The organism is Pseudomonas sp. FYR_7 (assembly GCF_043106155.1).
GTDB classification, from domain to species: domain Bacteria; phylum Pseudomonadota; class Gammaproteobacteria; order Pseudomonadales; family Pseudomonadaceae; genus Aquipseudomonas; species Aquipseudomonas parafulva_B.
In genome coordinates this window covers 1-19,668 of record NZ_JBICMI010000027.1, presented here as the reverse complement: position 1 = coordinate 19,668, position 19,668 = coordinate 1, and the positions used below count along the sequence as shown (strand labels likewise).

Here is a 19,668-nt window from a genome sequence, read left to right as displayed (position 1 = left end):
CTGGAGTACCTCGGCCGCCTGGACCACCAGGTGAAGATCCGTGGCCAGCGCATCGAGCTGGGAGAAATCGAGGCGCGCCTGCTGGAGATGGCCGAAGTCCGGGAAACGGTCGTGCTGGCTCAGCCTGGCGCCGCTGGCGCGCAACTGGTCGGCTACGTGCTGGTCGACGGTGCTGACCTGGAGCCCACCCGCCAGGCGCTGCTGCGCGAGCGCCTCAAGGCTCACCTCAAGGCCAACCTGCCCGGCTACATGGTCCCCGGCCAATGGCTGCTGCTGGAGCAGTGGCCGCTCAGCCCCAACGGCAAGCTGGACCGCAAGGCCTTGCCACTGCCCCAGGCAGCGCCACCACAACACGGCTACGAAGCCCCGCAACGCCCGGTCGAGTGCCAACTGGCAGCGATCTGGCAGGACCTGCTCCAGCTCGACAAGGTCGGCTTGAACGACCACTTCTTCGACCTGGGCGGTCACTCTCTTCTCGTCGTGAGCCTGGTCTCACGCATTCAACTCGAGCTTGGTATGAAGGCAACTGCGCAATTGATTTTCCAATACCCCGCCCTGGGCGAGCTGGCCCGCCAACTGGAGCACGAAGGCGGGGCGGTGGATGCCGCCACCCTCGACCAGCTCGAAAGCCTGCTCGACGAAATGGAGGCGGTGTAATGGATCACGCCAGCGCCCTGCGCATTGCCCAGCGTTTCATCGCCTTGCCCGTGGACAAGCGCCGCCAGTACCTGGCCAAGATGGCCGAACAAAAGGTCTCGCCCGGCAACCTGCCAATTCCTGTCATCCGCGAGCAGTTAAACAGCCTGCCGCTGTCCTTCGCCCAGGAGCGCCAGTGGTTCCTTTGGCAACTGGAGCCAGGCAGCAGCGCATCTCATATCCCTACCGCCTTGCGCCTGCGCGGTCACCTCGACACCCAGGCCTTGCAACAAGCGTTCGATGCCCTGGTGGCACGCCACGAGACCCTGCGCACCACCTTCGTGATGAAGGACGAGCGGCCCTGCCAGCACGTGCATGGCTCACTGCCGATCGCGATCGAGCCGTTGCACCTGCCGGCCACCCTGGCACCCGAGCATCAACACGCCCAAGTGCAGGCGTTGATCGAGCAGCAGATCGCCAGGCCCTTCGACCTCGAGCACGGCCCGCTGGTACGGCTGGGGCTGCTGAGGGTGGCTGACGATGAGCATGTGCTGGTGATGGTGCAGCACCACATCGTCTCCGATGGCTGGTCGATGCAGGTCATGGTCGATGAGCTGATGCAGCTGTACCTGGGCTTGGTCCACGGGCGGGCGGTCCAGCTGCCTGCGCTGCCCATTCAGTACGCCGACTATGCCATCTGGCAGCGTCGCTGGATGGAAGCCGGCGGCAGCGAGCAGCAACTGGCCTACTGGCGTGAGCAACTGGGCGCGCATCAACCGGTGCTCGAGTTGCCCACCGACCGTCCGCGCGCGGCCCAGCCAAGCCTGCGCGGCGCGCGTTTCGACTTGCCCATCGACAAGGCGCTGAGCGAAGCCTTGCAAGCCCTCGCGCAGCAGCAACAGGTCACGCTGTTCATGCTGTTGCTGGCGTCGTTCCAGGTGCTGCTGCACCGCTACACCGGCCAGACCGATATTCGCGTCGGGGTGCCCAACGCCAACCGCAACCGGGTCGAGACCGATCGCCTGCTGGGTTTCTTCGTCAACACCCAGGTGCTGCGCGCTGATGTGCAGGGGGCCTTGGCCTTCCCGACGTTGTTGCAACAGGTCAAGCAGACGGTACTCGGTGCTCAGGCGCATCAGGACTTGCCGTTCGAGCAACTGGTCGAAGCCTTGCAGCCAGACCGCAGCCTGAGCCACAACCCGTTGTTCCAGGTGATGTACAACCATCAGCGCCAGGGCCGCGACCCACGTGCCCAGCAGGTGCCTGGCCTGGAAATCGAAGGGCTGTTCTGGGAAAGCCACAGCGCCTCGTTCGACCTGACGCTGGACACCGTCGAGGGTGAAGACGGCCTGTGGGCGTCGCTGACCTATGCGTGCGACCTGTTCGATGCCGCCACCATCGAGCGCCTGGGGGGCCATTGGCTGACCCTGCTGCGCGGCCTCGTCGGCGATCCGTCGCGCTGCGTTGCTGCACTGCCGATGCTGGCCGTCGATGAGCATGAGCACCTGCACGCCGTGCGCAACGCCCCGGACCTGCGCCATGCCGACGGCCCGCTGGTGCACGAGCGCATTGCCCAGTGGGCTGCGCAAACCCCGCAGGCCACCGCCTTGCTGTTTGGCGAGCAGCGCATGAGCTTTGCCCAGCTCGATCAGCAGGCCAATCGCCTGGCCCATGCTTTGGTCAGAGCAGGGGTGGGGCCGGAAGTGCTGGTCGGTATCGCCCTGGAGCGTGGCCTTGAGATGGTCGTGAGCCTGTTGGCGGTGCTCAAGGCCGGCGGTGCCTATACGCCGCTCGATCCGCAATACCCCCGCGAGCGCCTGTCCTATCTGATGCAGGACAGCGGCATGGCCCTGCTGCTCAGCGACAGCGCGCTCATGCAGCGCCTGCCGGTACCGGATGGCTTGGCAACCCTGGCCCTGGACCACATGGACCTGGCCGCGCAACCCTGCCACGCGCCAGCGAACGCCGCCCAGGCCGATAACCTGGCCTACGTCATCTACACCTCGGGTTCCACGGGCCTGCCCAAAGGGGTGGCAGTGGCCCATGGCCCCATCGCCATGCACTGCCGAGCCATTGGCGAGCGCTACGAAATGACGCCGGCCGACTGCGAACTGCACTTCATGTCATTCGCTTTCGACGGTGCCCACGAACGCTGGCTCACGCCCCTGACCCACGGGGCTTCGCTGCTCATCCGCGACCCGCAGCTGTGGACCCCGGAGCAAACCTATGCCGCCATGCATGCACATGGGGTGACGGTCGCTGCGTTTCCACCGGTCTACCTTCAGCAACTGGCCGAGCACGCCGAGCGCGATGGCAACCCACCGCCGATGCGGGTGTACTGCTTCGGCGGCGATGCGGTGTCCGAGGCCAGCTACGCCATGGCTCGGCGCGCACTGCGTCCGACCTATATCATCAATGGCTACGGCCCTACCGAAACCGTGGTCACCCCCCTGATCTGGAAAGCTGGCGAACAGGACAGCTGCGGTGCGGCCTATGCGCCCATTGGCGATCGCGTCGGTGAACGGCGCGCGTATGTGCTCGATGCCGACCTGAACCTGCTGCCCCTGGCCATCCCGGGTGAGTTGTACCTGGGCGGGCAGGGCTTGGCCCGTGGCTACCTCAAGCGCCCGGCGCTCACTGCCGAAAGGTTCGTACCGGACCCGTTCGGCAACGGTGCCCGGCTGTACCGCAGCGGTGATCGGGTAAGCCTGCGCAGCAGCGGCATCATCGACTACCTCGGGCGCATCGACCGCCAAGTCAAGGTGCGGGGTTTTCGTATCGAGCTGGGCGAGGTGGAAGCGCGCCTGCTCGCGGTGCCGGGGGTGCGCGAAGCGGTGGTGGTGGCCCAGGCCGGCCCGAGCGGCCAGCAATTGGTCGGCTACGTGGTGAGCGACGACGCGCCGCAATTGGCGTCCAATCATCAAGCCCAGGCTGAGCGCCGCGAATCGATCAAGCGCTGTTTGAAGGTGGACCTGCCCGACTACATGGTGCCCACGCACGTGCAGTTGCTCGAACGCATGCCCTTGACCCCCAACGGCAAGATCGACCGCCAGGCCCTGCCCGTAGTCGACCTTACCCAGCTGCAAGGCCAGCATGTGGCCGCCAGCAGCCCGCTCGAGCAGGCGCTGGTGCAGATCTGGCAGGCGGTGCTGAAGGTGCCTCAGGTGGGGGTGACCGACAATTTCTTCGAGCTGGGCGGTGATTCGATCATCTCGATCCAGATGGTCAGCCGGGCCCGTCAGGCCGGCATCGTGCTCAGTCCCAAAGACCTGTTCCTGCACCAGACCGTGCAGGCCTTGGCCGGTGTGGCCCGTTTTGGCGAGGTCGCCCGCATCGATCAAGGCCCGGTCGCTGGCAGCCTGCCGCTGCTGGCCATCCAGCGCTGGTTCTTCGCCCAGGGCATTGCTGATGCGCACCACTGGAACCAGTCCGTGCTGCTGGCACCGACGCAGGCGTTGCAGCCACGTGCGCTGGAAGCGGCGTTGCAGGCGCTGGTGCTGCACCATGACGCCTTGCGCCTGCGCTTCGATGCCCAAGCCGGGCTCGCCTGGCACCGGGCACCGGCCCAGCAACAGAGCGCCGAGGAGCAGGCGCCTTTGCTGTGGCACGCCACGGCCGCGCGCGGCCAGGCCCTGACCGCGTTGTGCGAGCAGGCCCAGCGCAGCCTCGACCTGCGCCAAGGGCCGCTGCTGCGGGCTGTGCTGGCGGAGTTGGACGATGGCAGTCAGCGGCTGTTGCTGGTGGTTCATCACCTGGTCGTGGACGGTGTGTCCTGGCGCATTCTGTTCGACGATCTGCAGCAGGCCTACTCGCAGTGCCTGGCAGGCGAGGCGCTGTCGCTGCCGGCCAAGACCACGGCCTACAAGCACTGGGCAGAACGCCTGCAGGCACTGGCGCAAACCCCGGCCCTGGCCGAGCAGCTGCCGTACTGGCAGGCGCAGGTCGCAGGCGCCGCCGACCACCTGCCAGGCGCGCGTCCTCACGCCAGCCTGGAAAAACGCCATGCCTGTACGGTACACACGCGCCTGGACGACACGCTGACCCGGCAATTGCTGCAACAGGCCCCGGCGGCCTACCGCACCCAGGTCAACGACCTGCTGCTGACCGCGCTGACCCGCGTGATCTGCCGCTGGACTGGGCAGGCCTCGGCGCTGATCCAGCTCGAAGGGCACGGCCGTGAAGCGCTGTTCGACGAGGTCGACCTGACCCGCACAGTGGGCTGGTTCACCAGCGCCTTCCCGGTACGCCTGGACGATGCCGCTGAGGTGACCGACGCGATCAAGCGCGTCAAGCAGCAGTTGCGCGCGATCCCTGACAAGGGCATCGGCTACGGCGCCCTGCGCTACATGGGCAGCGCCCAGTCGCAGGCAGCCCTCAACGGCCTGGCCGAGCCGCGCATCACCTTCAACTACCTGGGCCAGTTCGACGGCAGCTTTGCCAGCGACCAGGGTGCCCTGTTCGTGCCAGCCAGCGAGGACGCCGGCGCTGAACAGGGCGCCGAGGCCCCGCTCGGCAATTGGCTGAGCATCAACGGCCAGGTGTACGCAGGCCAATTGCGTTTGGGCTGGACCTTCAGCGAAGCGATGTTCGAGCGCAGCGACATCGAGCGGTTGGCGCAGGATTACGCACGCGAGCTGAACCAGCTGGTCGCCCACTGCCTGTTGCCGGGCAGTGCCGGGGTGACGCCTTCGGACTTCCCGCTGGCCATGCTCGACCAGCCACAGCTGGACGCCCTTGGCCTGCCCTGGGCGGACGTCCAGGACCTGTACCCGCTCTCGCCCATGCAGCAGGGCATGCTGTTCCACAGCTTGCTTGAGCAACAAGGGGGGGACTACATCAACCAGCTGTCGGTCAGCGTCGAGGGGCTGGCGCCCGAGCGTTTCCGTGAGGCCTGGCAGGCGGTGGTCCAGCGCCATGACATATTGCGCAGCGGGTTCCTCTGGCAAGGCGGGCTGGCCCAGCCGCTGCAGTGGGTGCGCAAGCAGGTGCAGCTGCCGTGCCGTGAAATCGACCTGCGTGGCCATGAAGATCTTGAAGCTGCGTTGACGCGCCTGACTGATGCCGAGCGCGAGCAAGGCTTCGACCTGGCCCAGGCGCCACTGCTGCGCTTGACGCTGGCCCGCACGGGGGATGATCGCTATCAGCTGATCTATACCAGCCATCACATTTTGCTCGACGGCTGGAGCAATTCGCAGCTGCTTGGCGAGGTGCTGCAGCACTACGCAGGCCAGGCGCTGAAGAGCCTGAACGGGCGCTACAGTGATTACATCGGCTGGTTGCAACGCCAGGACAAACAGGCCAGCGAGGCCTTCTGGCGCGCACAGTTCGCCACCCTTGAGGAGCCGACCTGGCTGAGCCGTGCGCTCAAGTGCGCCGCCACCGGCCAGACCGGGCAAGGCGAATTGAAATGGCGCCTGGACGCTGCGATGACCGAACAGTTGCACGGCTTTGCCCGTCAGCAGAAAGTCACCCTCAACACGCTCGTGCAGGCCGCCTGGCTGTTGCTGTTGCAGCGCTACACCGGCCACGACAGCGTGGCATTCGGGGCTACGGTCGCGGGCCGGCCTACGCAATTGCAGGGCATCGAGCAGCAGATCGGCCTGTTCATCAATACCCTGCCGGTGGTCGCGCGGCCCGAGCCGCAGCTGGCGCTGGCCGGTTGGTTACAGACCGTACAAGCCATCAACCTGGCACTTCGGGACCACGAACACAGTGCGCTGAGTGATGTGCAGCGCTGGGCCGGGCAGGGCGGCGATGGAGTGTTCGATACCCTGCTGGTATTCGAAAACTACCCTGTGTCCGAGGCGCTGCAGCAAGGCGGCGTCAGTGACCTGCACTTTGGTGACGTGCACAGCCATGAGCAGAACAACTACCCACTGACCCTGAGCGTCAGCACCGGGGCCGACCTGTTGTTGCACTACAGCTATGACGCGGCGCAGTTCAGTGCCGAACGCATGGCCCAGGTTGCAGGCCACCTGGCCCATCTACTGGCGCAGATGGCGAACGGCTCGCCCCAGCGCTGCCTGGGTGAGCTGAAGCTGTTCGAAGAGGGGCGCCAGCGCGCCCCGGTGCAGGACTGGGGCATGGCCGCCGGCCAATACCCAAGCCTGGCGCCTGCCCATGTGCTGTTCGAGCAGCAGGCCCGGCGTGTTCCGAACCACATTGCGCTGATCACTGAAACCACCGAACTGACCTACGCCCAGCTCAACGCGGCGGCCAACCGCCTGGCCCACCGCCTGATCGCCCAGGGCGTGGGCCCGGACGTGCTGGTTGGCATCGCCGCCGAGCGCGACGCGCCGATGGTCATCGCCTTGCTGGCCGTGCTCAAGGCAGGCGGCGGCTACGTGCCGCTCGATCCGAAATTCCCCCGTGAGCGCTTGCAGCAGATGGTCGAGGACAGCCGCATCGCGCTGCTGTTGACCCAGTCGCACTTGCGCCAAGCGCTGGCGCTGGACGCGCAGGTGCAGTGCCTGCTGCTGGATACGCCTGAGGACGGCAGCGGCGCCGACAGCGACCCGCTCAACCGCGTGCACGCCGACAACCTGGCCTACGTGATCTTCACCTCCGGCTCGACCGGCCGGCCGAAGGGCGTGGCCATCAGCCATGATGCCTTGACCCGCCACGCTTTCGTGGCCCAGTGGTATTCCGATATCCACGCATCCGACTGCGTCCTGCAATTTGCCACGTTCAACTTCGATGCCTTCGTCGAGCAGCTGTACGCCCCGCTGGTCTGCGGTGCCACCGTGATGCTGCGGGGCAACGAAATCTGGGACAGCGAGACGTTCTACCAGCGGGTGCTGGCCCACGGCATCAGCGTGGCCGACCTGCCGACCGCGTACTGGAACCTGCTGGCCACCCAGTTTGCCAGCGTAGGGCCACGCGACTACGGGCAGCTGCGCCAGATTCATGCGGGCGGCGAAGCCATGCCGCCTGAAGGCATGGCCGCCTGGCACAAGGCCGGGCTGGGCCATGTGCGCCTGCTCAACACCTACGGCCCGACCGAAACCACGGTCACTTCCACCACGCTCGACTGCACCCCGTACGTGCTGGGCGAACAACCCGTGCCTCACACCTTGCCGATCGGCACGGCTTTGCCAGGGCGGGACATCTACCTGCTGGACGACGCCGGGCAGCCGGTGCCGACCGGTGTCGTAGGTGAGCTGGTGATCGGCGGCCAGTTGCTGGCGCGCGGCTATTTCGGCCGCAGTGCGCTGACCGCCGAGCGCTTCCTGCCCGACCCGTTCGGCGGCAACGGCGGGCGCTTGTACCGCACGGGCGACCTGGCGCGCTACCGTGCCGATGGCGTGATCGAATACGTCGGCCGGGTGGACCATCAGGTGAAGATCCGTGGCTTCCGTATCGAGCTGGGCGAGATCGAGACTTGCCTGCTGGCGCAGGCCGGTGTCAGCGAGGCGCTGGTCATGGCGCAGCCTGGCCCGAACGGGCCGCAACTGGTCGCTTACCTGGTTGCAGATGCAAACGTGCAGACGCTGCGCGAAGCGCTCAAGGCGAGCCTGCCGGACTACATGGTCCCCGCCCATCTCATGCTGCTCGACCACATGCCGCTGAGCCCGAGCGGCAAGATCGACCGCAAGGCACTGCCGCTGCCCGAGGCCTCCAGTAACCAGGCATTTATCGCCCCCCAGCGCCCGCTCGAACAGCAACTGGCGCGTATCTGGCAAGACGTGCTGAAGCTTGAGCGGGTCGGGGTGGACGATAACTTCTTCGAGCTGGGCGGTGACTCGATCATCTCCATCCAGGTGGTCAGCCGAGCCCGTCAGCAGGGGCTGCACTTCACGCCCAAGGAACTGTTCCAGCACCAGACCCTGCGCGCCCTGGCCAAGGTCGTGCGCACTGGCGACAGCGCCGTGCACATCGACCAGGGTACCGTCCTCGGCGGCATGCCGCTGCTGCCGGTGCAGCACAGCTTCTTCAGCGAGGCCATTGCCCAGCGTCACCACTGGAACCAGTCGGTGCTGCTGGTACCACGCACCGCGCTTGAGGGCGTTGCACTGGAGCGGGCATTGCAGGCCCTTGTGCAGCATCACGATGCGCTGCGCCTTACCTTCAGCGAGGGTGAGCAAGGCTGGCAGGCCGAACATGGCGAGCCCGTGACGGCGCTGCTGTGGCAGCGCGAGGTGGCCGATGCCCAGGCGCTCACCGCCCTGTGCGACGATGCCCAGCGCAGCCTGGACCTGGCCCACGGCCCGCTGCTGCGCGCGGTGCTGGCCACCCTTGCCGACGGCAGCCAGCGCTTGCTGCTGGTGATCCATCACCTAGTGGTCGATGGCGTATCGTGGCGCATCCTCTTCGAGGACCTGCAACAGGCCTACGCACAATGCCTGGCCGGGCAGCCCCTGAAACTGCCGAGGAAGACCACGGCCTACCAGGCCTGGGCGCAGAAACTGAAGGCGCATGCCCACAAGCCGGCGCTGCTGGGCCAGAAGGATTACTGGCTGGCGCAACTGCGTGGTCAACGCACAGACCTGCCGGGCGCCAAGGCCGATGCGGGCATGCAGGGGCACCACGCCCAGACTGTGCAGACCCGCCTGGACGCCCAGCAAACCCGTCGCCTGTTACAGCAGGCGCCTGCGGCGTACCGCACCCAAGTCAAGGACTTGCTGCTGACCGCCTTGGCCCGTGTGATCTGCCAGTGGACGGGCGAACAGGCCGCGCTGATCCAGTTGGAAGGCCATGGCCGCGAGGAGCTGTTCGACGACGTGGACCTCACCCGTACCGTGGGCTGGTTCACCAGCCTGTTCCCGGTGAAGTTGCCCGTGTCGACCGACCTTGGCGACACGCTTCGCCAGGTCAAGGAACACCTGCGCGGCATCCCTGACAAGGGTATCGGCTATGGTGTGCTGCGCTACCTGGGGGACGCTGCCACACGCGAGGCCCTGGGGGCCCTGGCGACGCCGCGTATCACCTTCAACTACCTGGGCCAGTTCGACGGCAGTTTTGCCGACGACGATGACGCCTTGTTCACCCCGGCTACCGAAAAGCGCGGCCGTGAGCAAAGCCCAGATGCCCCATTGGACAATTGGCTGGTGCTCAACGGGCGCGTGTACGACGGTTGCCTGAGCCTGGACTGGACGTTCAGCGCCGAGCAGTTCGAGGTGCAGACCATCAAGGACTTGGCCGATGCCTACGGCGCACAACTGCAAGCGCTGATCGAACACTGCCTGGCGCCTGACGCGGGCGGCGTGACGCCGTCCGATTTCCCCCTGGCCAGTCTTGACCAGGCGCAACTGGACCAGCTTGCGGTGCCTGCGGCCAACCTTGAGGACATCTACCCGCTGTCCCCGATGCAGCAGGGCATGTTGTTCCACAGCCTCTACGAACAGGGAAGTGGCGATTACCTGAACCAGATGCGTCTGGACATCGGTGGGCTCGACCCACAGCGATTCCGCAGTGCCTGGCAGGCCACCCTCGATGCCCACGCCATCCTGCGCACCGGGTTCAACTGGCAGTTCGAGCAGGCCGTGCAGGTGGTCATGAATCGGGTCGAGCTGCCGTTCCGCCTGCTGGACCTGCGCGACGAAACCTCTGCGCAAGCAACCCTTGATGCCCTGGCGCAAAGCGAACTGCAACGTGGCTTCGAGCTTCATACCGCGCCGTTGCTCAGGCTGGTACTTGCACAGACCGATGTGCAGGACTATCACCTGATCTACACCAGCCACCATATCCTGATGGACGGCTGGAGCACCTCGCAGCTTCTGGGCGAAGTGCTCCAGCGCTATGCCGGTCACCCGGTCACCCAAGGGCCTACGCAGTACCGCGACTACATCGGCTGGTTGCTGCGTCAGGACCGTCAGGCCAGCGAGGCGTTCTGGCGCGATCAACTGGCCCGTCTGCCGGCACCGACCCTGCTGGCACAAGCCTTGAAGCCGGTAACGCGCAGCTCAGGTCAATACGATCATTTCCACCGGCTGGACGAACATCACACCCAGCGTCTGAACGCCTTTGCGCGGCGCCACAAGGTCACCCTCAACACCGTCATCCAGGCGGCCTGGCTGTTGCTGCTGCAACGCTACACCGGGCACGACGGCGTCGTGTTCGGGGCCACCGTGGCCGGGCGCCCGGCGGCGATTAGCGGTGTGGAGCAGCAGATCGGCCTGTTCATCAACACCTTGCCGGTAGTGGCCAGCCCCCAGGTAGATCAGCCGCTGCAGGCGTGGCTGCATGCGCTTGTGCAACTGAACCTGGCACTGCGCGAGCAGGAGCACACCCCGCTCTTCGATATCCAGCGCTGGGCCGGGCAGGGCGGTGAAGCGCTGTTCGACAACATCATGGTGTTCGAGAACTATCCGGTTTCCGAGGCGCTGCAAGCAGCGCCCGTGGACCTGCGCTTTGGCAGCATCGACAACCATGAGCAGAGCAACTACCCGCTGACCGTCAGCGTAAACGCCGGGTCCACCGTGCTGCTGCACTTCACCTATGCGGGCGAGGCGTTCGATGCGCCGGGTATCGCGGGCATCAGTGACAACCTGGCCCACTTGCTCCTGCAAATGGTCGAGGGGCCCGACGGGCTTTGCCTGGGCGATCTGACCCTGCTGGACGACGGTCGCCAGCGCGCCCCGGTGCAGGACTGGGGCATGGCCGCCGGTCAATACCCAAGCCTGGCGCCTGCCCATGTGCTGTTCGAACAGCAGGCCCGGCGTGTTCCGCACCACACTGCGCTGATCACTGAAACCACCGAACTGACCTACGCCCAGCTCAACGCGGCGGCCAACCGCCTGGCCCACCGCCTGATCGCCCAGGGCGTGGGCCCGGACGTGTTGGTCGGCATCGCCGTCGAGCGCGACGCGCCGATGGTCATCGCCTTGCTGGCCGTGCTCAAGGCAGGCGGCGGCTACGTGCCGCTCGATCCGAAATTCCCCCGCGAGCGCTTGCAGCAGATGGTCGAGGACAGCCGCATCGCGCTGCTGTTGACCCAGTCGCACTTGCGCCAAGCGCTGGCGCTGGACGCGCCGGTGCAGTGCCTGCTGCTGGATACGCCTGAGGACGGCAGCGGCGCCGACAGCGACCCGCTCAACCGCGTGCACGCCGACAACCTGGCCTACGTGATCTTCACCTCCGGCTCGACCGGCCGGCCGAAGGGCGTGGCCATCAGCCATGGTGCCTTGACCCGCCACGCCTTCGTGGCCCAATGGTATTCCGATATCCACGCATCCGACTGCGTCCTGCAATTTGCCACGTTCAACTTCGATGCCTTCGTCGAGCAGCTGTACGCCCCGCTGGTCTGCGGTGCCACCGTGATGCTGCGGGGCAACGAAATCTGGGACAGCGAGACGTTCTACCAGCGGGTGCTGGCCCACGGCATCAGCGTGGCCGACCTGCCGACCGCGTACTGGAACCTGCTGGCCACCCAGTTCGCCAGCGTAGGGCCACGCGACTACGGGCAGCTGCGCCAGATTCATGCGGGCGGCGAAGCCATGCCGCCTGAAGGCATGGCCGCCTGGTACAAGGCCGGGCTGGGCCATGTGCGCCTGCTCAACACCTACGGCCCGACCGAAACCACGGTCACTTCCACCACGCTCGACTGCACCCCGTACGTGCTGGGCGAACAACCCGTGCCTCACACCTTGCCGATCGGCACGGCTTTGCCAGGGCGGGACATCTACCTGCTGGACGACGCCGGGCAGCCGGTGCCGACCGGTGTCGTGGGTGAGCTGGTGATCGGTGGCCAGTTGCTGGCGCGCGGCTATTTCGGCCGCAGTGCGCTGACCGCCGAGCGCTTCCTGCCCGACCCGTTCGGCGGCAACGGCGGGCGCTTGTACCGCACGGGCGACCTGGCGCGCTACCGTGCCGATGGCGTGATCGAATACGTCGGCCGGGTGGACCATCAGGTGAAGATCCGTGGCTTCCGTATCGAGCTGGGCGAGATCGAGACTTGCCTGCTGGCGCAGGCCGGTGTCAGCGAGGCGCTGGTCATGGCGCAGCCTGGCCCCAATGGGCCGCAACTGGTGGGCTACGTGGTCACGCAGGTGGCTGCGGTCACGCTGCGCGATGCCTTGAAAGCGAGCCTGCCGGACTACATGGTGCCGGCGCACCTGGTGGTGCTCGACAGCCTGCCATTGAGCCCAAGCGGCAAGATCGACCGCAAGGCGCTGCCGCTACCCGAGGCCGCTAGCAGCCATGCCTTCGCCGCCCCGCAGACAGCGCTCGAACAGCAGTTGGCCACAGTCTGGCAAGACGTGCTGAAGCTTGAGCGGGTTGGGGTGGACGATAACTTCTTCGAGCTGGGCGGTGACTCGATCATCTCCATTCAGGTGGTCAGCCGAGCGCGGCAACTGGGGCTGCACCTGACCCCGAAAGCGTTGTTCCAGCACCAGACCCTCCGGGCCTTGGCCCAGGTCGTTGGCACGGCAGACACAGCTCTGCAGATCGACCAAGGTGCGGTCACCGGCAGCACGCCGTTGCTCCCTGTGCAGCACAGCTTCTTCAGTGAGGCCATTGCCCAGCGTCACCACTGGAACCAGTCGGTGTTGCTGGTGCCGAGCGCGCCGCTTCAAGGGGCTGCGCTGGAGCAGGCGTTGCAGGCGTTGGTGCACCACCACGATGCCCTGCGCCTGCGCTTCAGTGAAGGCGAGCAGGGTTGGCAGGCCTGCCACGGCGACAGTGCCCAGGCGCTGCTGTGGCAACGCGAGGTGACCGATGCCCAGGCACTCACCGCCCTGTGCGACGATGCCCAGCGTAGCCTGGACCTGGCCCAGGGCCCGCTGCTGCGCGCGGTGTTGGCCACCCTGGCCGATGGCAGTCAGCGCTTACTGCTGGCGATCCATCACCTGGTGGTCGATGGCGTGTCGTGGCGCATTCTGTTCGAGGACCTGCAACAGGCTTACCAGCAGTGCCTGACCGGGCAGCCGCTCAGCCTGCCGGCCAAGACCAGCGCCTACAAGGCCTGGGCTGAACGCCTGCAAGCCCACGCCCGAAGCGAAACCCTATGCCAGCAACTGGCCTACTGGCAGGCCCAACTGCAGGGCTTTGCCCAGACGTTGCCTGGCGAAGATGCCCAAGGCAGCCAGCAGGTGGGCGACGCCCACACCGTGCAGGTTGAACTGGATCCAGCGCTGACCCGACAACTGCTTCAGCAGGCCCCGGCCGCTTACCGCACCCAAGTCAATGACCTGCTGCTGACCGCCCTGGCGCGGGTGATCTGCCAATGGACGGGCGAGCAGGCGGCATTGATCGAGTTGGAAGGCCACGGCCGCGAGACGCTGTTCGACGACGTCGACCTCACCCGTACCGTGGGCTGGTTCACCAGCCTGTTCCCAGTGAAACTGCCGGTGGCGGGGCCAGTGGGGGACACCATCAAGCAGGTCAAGGAGCACCTGCGTGCCATCCCGGACAAGGGCCTTGGCTTTGGAGTGCTGCGTTATCTGGGCGATGCGGCCACCCGCCAGGCATTGGCCACCCTGGCGCAGCCACGCATCACCTTCAACTACCTAGGCCAGTTCGACGCCAGCGCCGTACGTGAGGACGACGCGCTGTTCGCCCCGGCTGCGCAGAGCGGTGGGCGCCAGGTCAGTGATCAGGCGCCGCTGGGCAATGCCTTGACCATCAACGGGCAGGTGTTCGAGGGCGCCCTGAAGCTGGACTTCACGTTCAGCCGCCAGCGGTTCGCCGCGGGCACCATCGAGGAACTGGCCCAGGCCTATGTGGGCGAGCTACGTGCGGTCGTTGAACACTGCCTGGCCTTGGAGCACCCCTGCCTGACCCCGTCCGACTTCCCGCTCGCAGGGCTGAGCCAGGCGCAGCTGGACCGCTTGCCGGTGCCGGCCGGGGCTGTCGAAGACCTGTACCCGCTGTCGCCGATGCAACAGGGCATCCTGTTCCATACCCTCGAAGCCGCCCAACAGGGGCTGTACGTCAGCCAAACCAGCGTGCAGGTACAAGGGCTGGACAACGCGCGCTTCATTGCGGCCTGGCAGCACATGGTCGATCGCCATGAAATCCTGCGCACTGGGTTCTGGACCGAAAGCCACCTCAGCGAGCCGTTGCAATGGGTGGCCAAGCGTGCCGAACTGCGTGTGCGCGAGCTCGATTGGCGAGATCGCCCGGTCAGCGTCGCCGACCTGCAAGGCCTGGCCGAACAGGACTACGCCCGCGGCTTCGACCTGCTGCAGCCGCCCTTGATGGGCCTGACCTTGGTGCGCCTGGACGAGCAGCGCCAGCAACTGATCTGGAGCAGCCACCACATCCTCATGGACGGCTGGAGCCACTCACGCCTGCTTGGCGAGGTGTTCGCCGTGTACGGTGGGCAAGCACTGCCCGGCAAGCGCGGCAGCTACCGCGACTACATCGGCTGGCTGGCCGCCCAGCCCCAGGCGCAGATGGAGCTCTTCTGGAAAGACAAGCTGGCCGGGCTGGAAGGGCCCACCCTGCTGGCCACCGGGTTGCATCCAGCGCCCGTCGCCGAGGCCGACGGCTACGACGCCCTGTACCTGAACTGGGACGCCGCGCAAACCCGGCAACTGCGTGATCAGGCCCAGCGCCTGCGGGTCACGCCCAACACGCTGATCCAGGCGGCGTGGTTGCTGCTGCTGCAACGCTACACCGGGCAATCGCGCGTGTGCTTCGGCGCAACCGTTGCCGGTCGTCCGGCAAACCTGCCGGGTGCTGAAGACATGCTGGGCCTGTTCATCAACACGCTGCCGATCATCCAGGCACCTGCGCCCGAACAACCGGTGGGCCAGTGGTTGCAGGCCCTGCAGGACTACAACGTGCAGGTGCGTGACTACGAGCACGTCTCTCTGGCCGATGTGCAGCGTTGGTCCGGGCAAAGCGGGCAGGCGCTGTTCGACAGCATCGTGGTGTTCGAGAACTATCCCCTGGACGAGCGCCTGCAAGACGCCGGTGAAGACGGCTTGCGCTTCGGCGCCAGCGAAGGCCGCGACGTGACCAACTATGCCATGGACCTCGCCGTGCACCTGGATGACACCTTGAGCATCGAGTTCCTTTATTGGCGCAGCCGCTTCAGCCCCGCCGCCTGCCAAGGCATCCGGCGCAGCTTCGAGCGCTTGCTTCAAGCGCTGCTGGGCGACCCACTGGCAGCCATCGGCAGCCTGCCCATGCTCGATGCCGACGCTGAACGCCAGCAAGCCCAGGCCAACCGGCTGGTCGCCAACCCGACCCGCACGCCGCTGCTGCAGCGCATTGCCGGGCATGTGCAGGCCCGTGGGCAGCAGGTGGCGGTCAGCTGCGCCGGGCGGTCCCTGACGTATGCCGAACTTGAGGCGCGCGCCAACCGCCTGGCCGTGGCCCTGATCGAGGCCGGTGCTGCCCCGGAGGTGCGTGTCGGGGTGGCGCTGGAGCGCTCGGTGGACATGATCGTGGCCTTCTATGCGGTGCTCAAGACCGGCGCTGCCTATGTGCCTGTCGATATCGACTACCCATGCGAGCGGGTGCAGTGGATCATCGAGGACTCGGCCATGCGACTGCTCATCAGCCAGGCCAGCGTCAGTGAACGTTTGCCAAGCGCCGAAGGGGTCGACACCCTGCTGCTCGAATCGCTTGCGCCGGTGCAGGCGCAGGTCGCCTTGCCGGCGGTCGCGATCGACGAGGACAACCTGGCGTACCTGATCTACACCTCCGGTTCCCTGGGCAAGCCCAAAGGCGTTGCAGTCGCCCGCGGGCCGCTGGCCATGCATTGCCAGGCCATCATCGAGCGCTATGGGATGAGTGAGGCGACCCGCGAGTTGCTGTTCATGTCGTTCGCCTTCGATGGCGCCCAGGAGCGCTGGCTCTCCACCCTGGCGGCCGGTGGTCAGCTGGTGGTGCGCGACAACCGTCTGTGGACGCCCGAGGAAACCTGGCAGGTGCTGCATGAGCAGGCCATCACCATCGCCTGTTTCCCGCCTGCGTACCTGCAACAGTTGGCCGAATACGGCCAGGCCTTCGACAACCCGCCACCGGTGCAGATCTACTGCTTTGGCGGCGACGCCGTGGCCGATGCCAATTTCGAGTTGGTCAAGCGCACCCTGCGCCCAAGGCTGCTGACCAATGGCTACGGCCCTACCGAAACCGTGGTCACGCCGTTGCTGTGGGTGGTCGATACCGACCAGCGCTGCGAGGCGGCCTATGCGCCGATTGGTACACGGGTGGGCGAGCGTACCCTGCACATTCTCGATGCCGGCCTGAACCCATTGCCCGATGGCGTACCGGGTGAGTTGTACATTGGCGGGGAGGGGCTTGCGCGGGGCTACCATGCGCGGCCAGGCCTGACCGCCGAGCGTTTCGTCGCCGACCCCAATGGCAGTGGCGCGCGCCTGTACCGCACCGGCGACCTGGTGCGCCGCCGCGCAGACGGGGTGATCGACTTCCTTGGCCGCCTGGATCATCAGGTGAAGATCCGGGGCTTTCGCATCGAGCTGGGCGAAATCGAGGCCCGCTTGCGCAGTCAACCTCAGGTGCGCGATGCGGTCGTCGTGGCCCGTGAAACCGAAGGCGGCAAGCAACTGATCGGCTACGTGGCCACCAGCAGCCCGGCGCTGCAAGGCGAGGCGCTGCGCATGGCGTTGCAACAGGGCTTGCCCGACTACATGGTGCCCAGCCAGATCCTGGTGCTGGAACACCTGCCGCTGAGCCCCAACGGCAAGGTCGATCGCAAGGCGCTGCCAGACCCGTCCTTCAAGGGCCGCGAGTACGTGGCACCGCGCAACGCCCTCGAAGCGGGCCTTGTCGCGATCTGGCAAGAGGTGCTGGAGCTGGAGCAGGTCGGGGTGACGGACAACTTCTTCGAGCTGGGCGGCGACTCCTTGCGCACCCTGAAGGTGTTGTCCAAGGTGCGCAATCAACCGGCGCTGGGCGTTGAGCTGAAGCTGCGTGACATGATGAGCAAACCCACCATCGCCGAGTTGTCCGGTTATGTGGATGACGCCGTGGCAGTGCCGTCACCGCTGCTGCCGCTCAACGGCCCGGTCGCGCAATGCGAGCCCCTGTTCTGCCTGCACGCAGGGTTCGGCACCGTGTTCGACTACGAGCCCCTGGCGCGGCGACTGGACGGAGTGCGCCAGGTCATCGGCGTGCAGTGCCGCATGCTGCTGGACAAGCACTGGCAGGACAGCTCGCTGGAAGCCATGGCCCAGGACTACGCAGGGTTCATCCGCGAACAGCAACCACAAGGGCCGTACCACCTGCTGGGCTGGTCGCTGGGCGGGCCGCTGGCGCTGCTGGTCGCCCGCGTGCTGGAAGGGCAGGGCCACTGCGTGCACTTCGTTGGGCTGGTGGACAGCTTCGTGCCCGGTGACCACGGCCCAGAGGACGACCTGACCGAAGAGCTGCGCAACTTCCTGTCGATCATCCTGGACCAGCCGCCCGAAAGCCTGCCGACGTTCGACCTGACTCTCGACGGCTCCCACCAGGCCCTCGAAGCCCTGGTAGCGCAGGTGCAGGCCCACGTGCTGGGCAGCGGTGATTCACCGCGCTTTGCTGCCGAGGAACTGGTGCATGCCTTTACGGTGGCGCTGCGCCTCAAGGCCCTGTCGCGACGCCTGGCGCCGCTGCCCGCCATCGAGTGCCCGGCCAGCTTCTGGTGGGCAGAGGAGGGGTACGGCGCGCCGGCCCACGCCTATCAACGGCGGTTCAGCCATGACGACGCAACGCTCATCCAGGCGTCGCACTTCGACATCCTCAAGCAGCCCCAGGTGTTGCGCGAGGTGTGCCAGTGCCTGGATGCGACCACCGAAACCCAGGGGCGCGCGTGACGCGCCCTGTCACTGACTTTCAAGTAAGGATTGAACATGGCATTGCACCCTGACCTGGCCGCGTTTCTGGAACTGGTCGAATTCGGCAGGCTGACCGGCAAAAGCCAGCCCATGCACGCGATGGAGGTGGCCCAGGCCCGCGCCGAATTCGCCGCCAGCTCGCAAGTGCTCGACCCCAGCCCGCCCGGTGACCTGAGTGTCAGCCAATTGAGCATCCCCACCCGCGACGGCGCCCAGCTGCCCGCACGGCTCTACCGCAACGGGCAGCCTGCAGCTGCACCGCAACCGGTGATCCTCTACCTGCACGGCGGCGGCTATGTGGTCGGCAGCCTCGACTCACACGATTCGGTGTGCCGGCGCCTGGCGAGCATGGGCGACTTCGCGGTGCTCGCCCCGGATTACCGACTGGCGCCGGAGCACCGTTTCCCCGTTCCTGTGAACGATGCGCTCGATGCCGCCAACTGGCTGGCCGAGCATGCCCTTGCGCTTGGGCTGGACAACCGCCGGGTGGTGTTTGCCGGCGACAGCGTCGGCGCAAGCCTTGCGACCGTCCTGGCCATCACCGCGGTCAAGGCCCCTGAAACGTTGGCGATCAAGCCGCTGGCGCAGCTGCTGTTCTACCCGGTCACCGACTTGTCGTGCCTGCGCGACTCCCACCGCCAGCATGCCGAAGGCTATTTGCTGGAGACCGAGACGCTGGAGTGGTTCTACCAGCACTACGCACCGCTGCCCCAACAACGCCTGGACTGGCGCGCTTCACCGCTGCTAGCCCAAGTGGACACGCCTCTCGCGCCGGCTTATCTGTGGGTGGCGGAATATGACCCGTTGCATGACGAAGGCCTGGCCTATCGCGACCGGTTGCAGGCGAGCGGGACGCCGGTGACGTTTGTACGGGCACAGGGGCTTAGCCATGACTTTTTGCGGATGTCGGGGTTGGTGGGGCAGGTGGGGGGAATTTATCGGGATGTGGGGGGGTGGCTGAACGCGGTTGGGGGGTGAGGTGGGCGTTGTGTTATTTCGTCGATTTGGCCATCAACAGCAGACTGATCTGCCGTTACCACGGCGCTGGTACCTGACGATTTCTCAGCTGACGTTGCATTTGGATGACGTACACGTTTCGGGCGGCGCAGCCCATGTGCAACAGCGGCGGGCAGGCGATGAGCGTAATAGCCCTGGCGTGCCGTTAGCAGAATAGAGCGCACACACATCCAGCCCTATCTATTGCGACCAACTTGGATAGTAGGTGTGTGCTTTTTTCTGATCGTTTCCTAGGCTCTGTGAGAAAAGCCTTGATACTCGGTGATGCTGCGTGGAAAACAGCCTG

Annotated in this window: 3 protein-coding genes; all 3 read left to right on the top strand. The window is 66.2% G+C overall.

All coding sequences use genetic code 11. The features are described from left to right. Positions 1-657, top strand: a 657-nt coding sequence (locus ACF8R3_RS07610; RefSeq protein WP_392515383.1) for a phosphopantetheine-binding protein, incomplete at its 5' end; no start/stop codon positions are given. Beyond that, complete coding sequence (locus ACF8R3_RS07605) at positions 657-18,344, top strand: non-ribosomal peptide synthase/polyketide synthase (RefSeq protein ID WP_392515381.1); 17,688 nt, start codon at positions 657-659, stop codon at positions 18,342-18,344. The genes ACF8R3_RS07610 and ACF8R3_RS07605, both read left to right, overlap by 1 nt. A gap of 36 nt (positions 18,345-18,380) precedes the next feature. Then, the gene (locus ACF8R3_RS07600; RefSeq protein WP_078478834.1) at positions 18,381-19,343 is read left to right on the top strand and encodes an alpha/beta hydrolase; all 963 of its coding nucleotides are present in this window, start codon (positions 18,381-18,383) and stop codon (positions 19,341-19,343) included. Positions 19,344-19,668 lie beyond the last annotated feature (325 nt).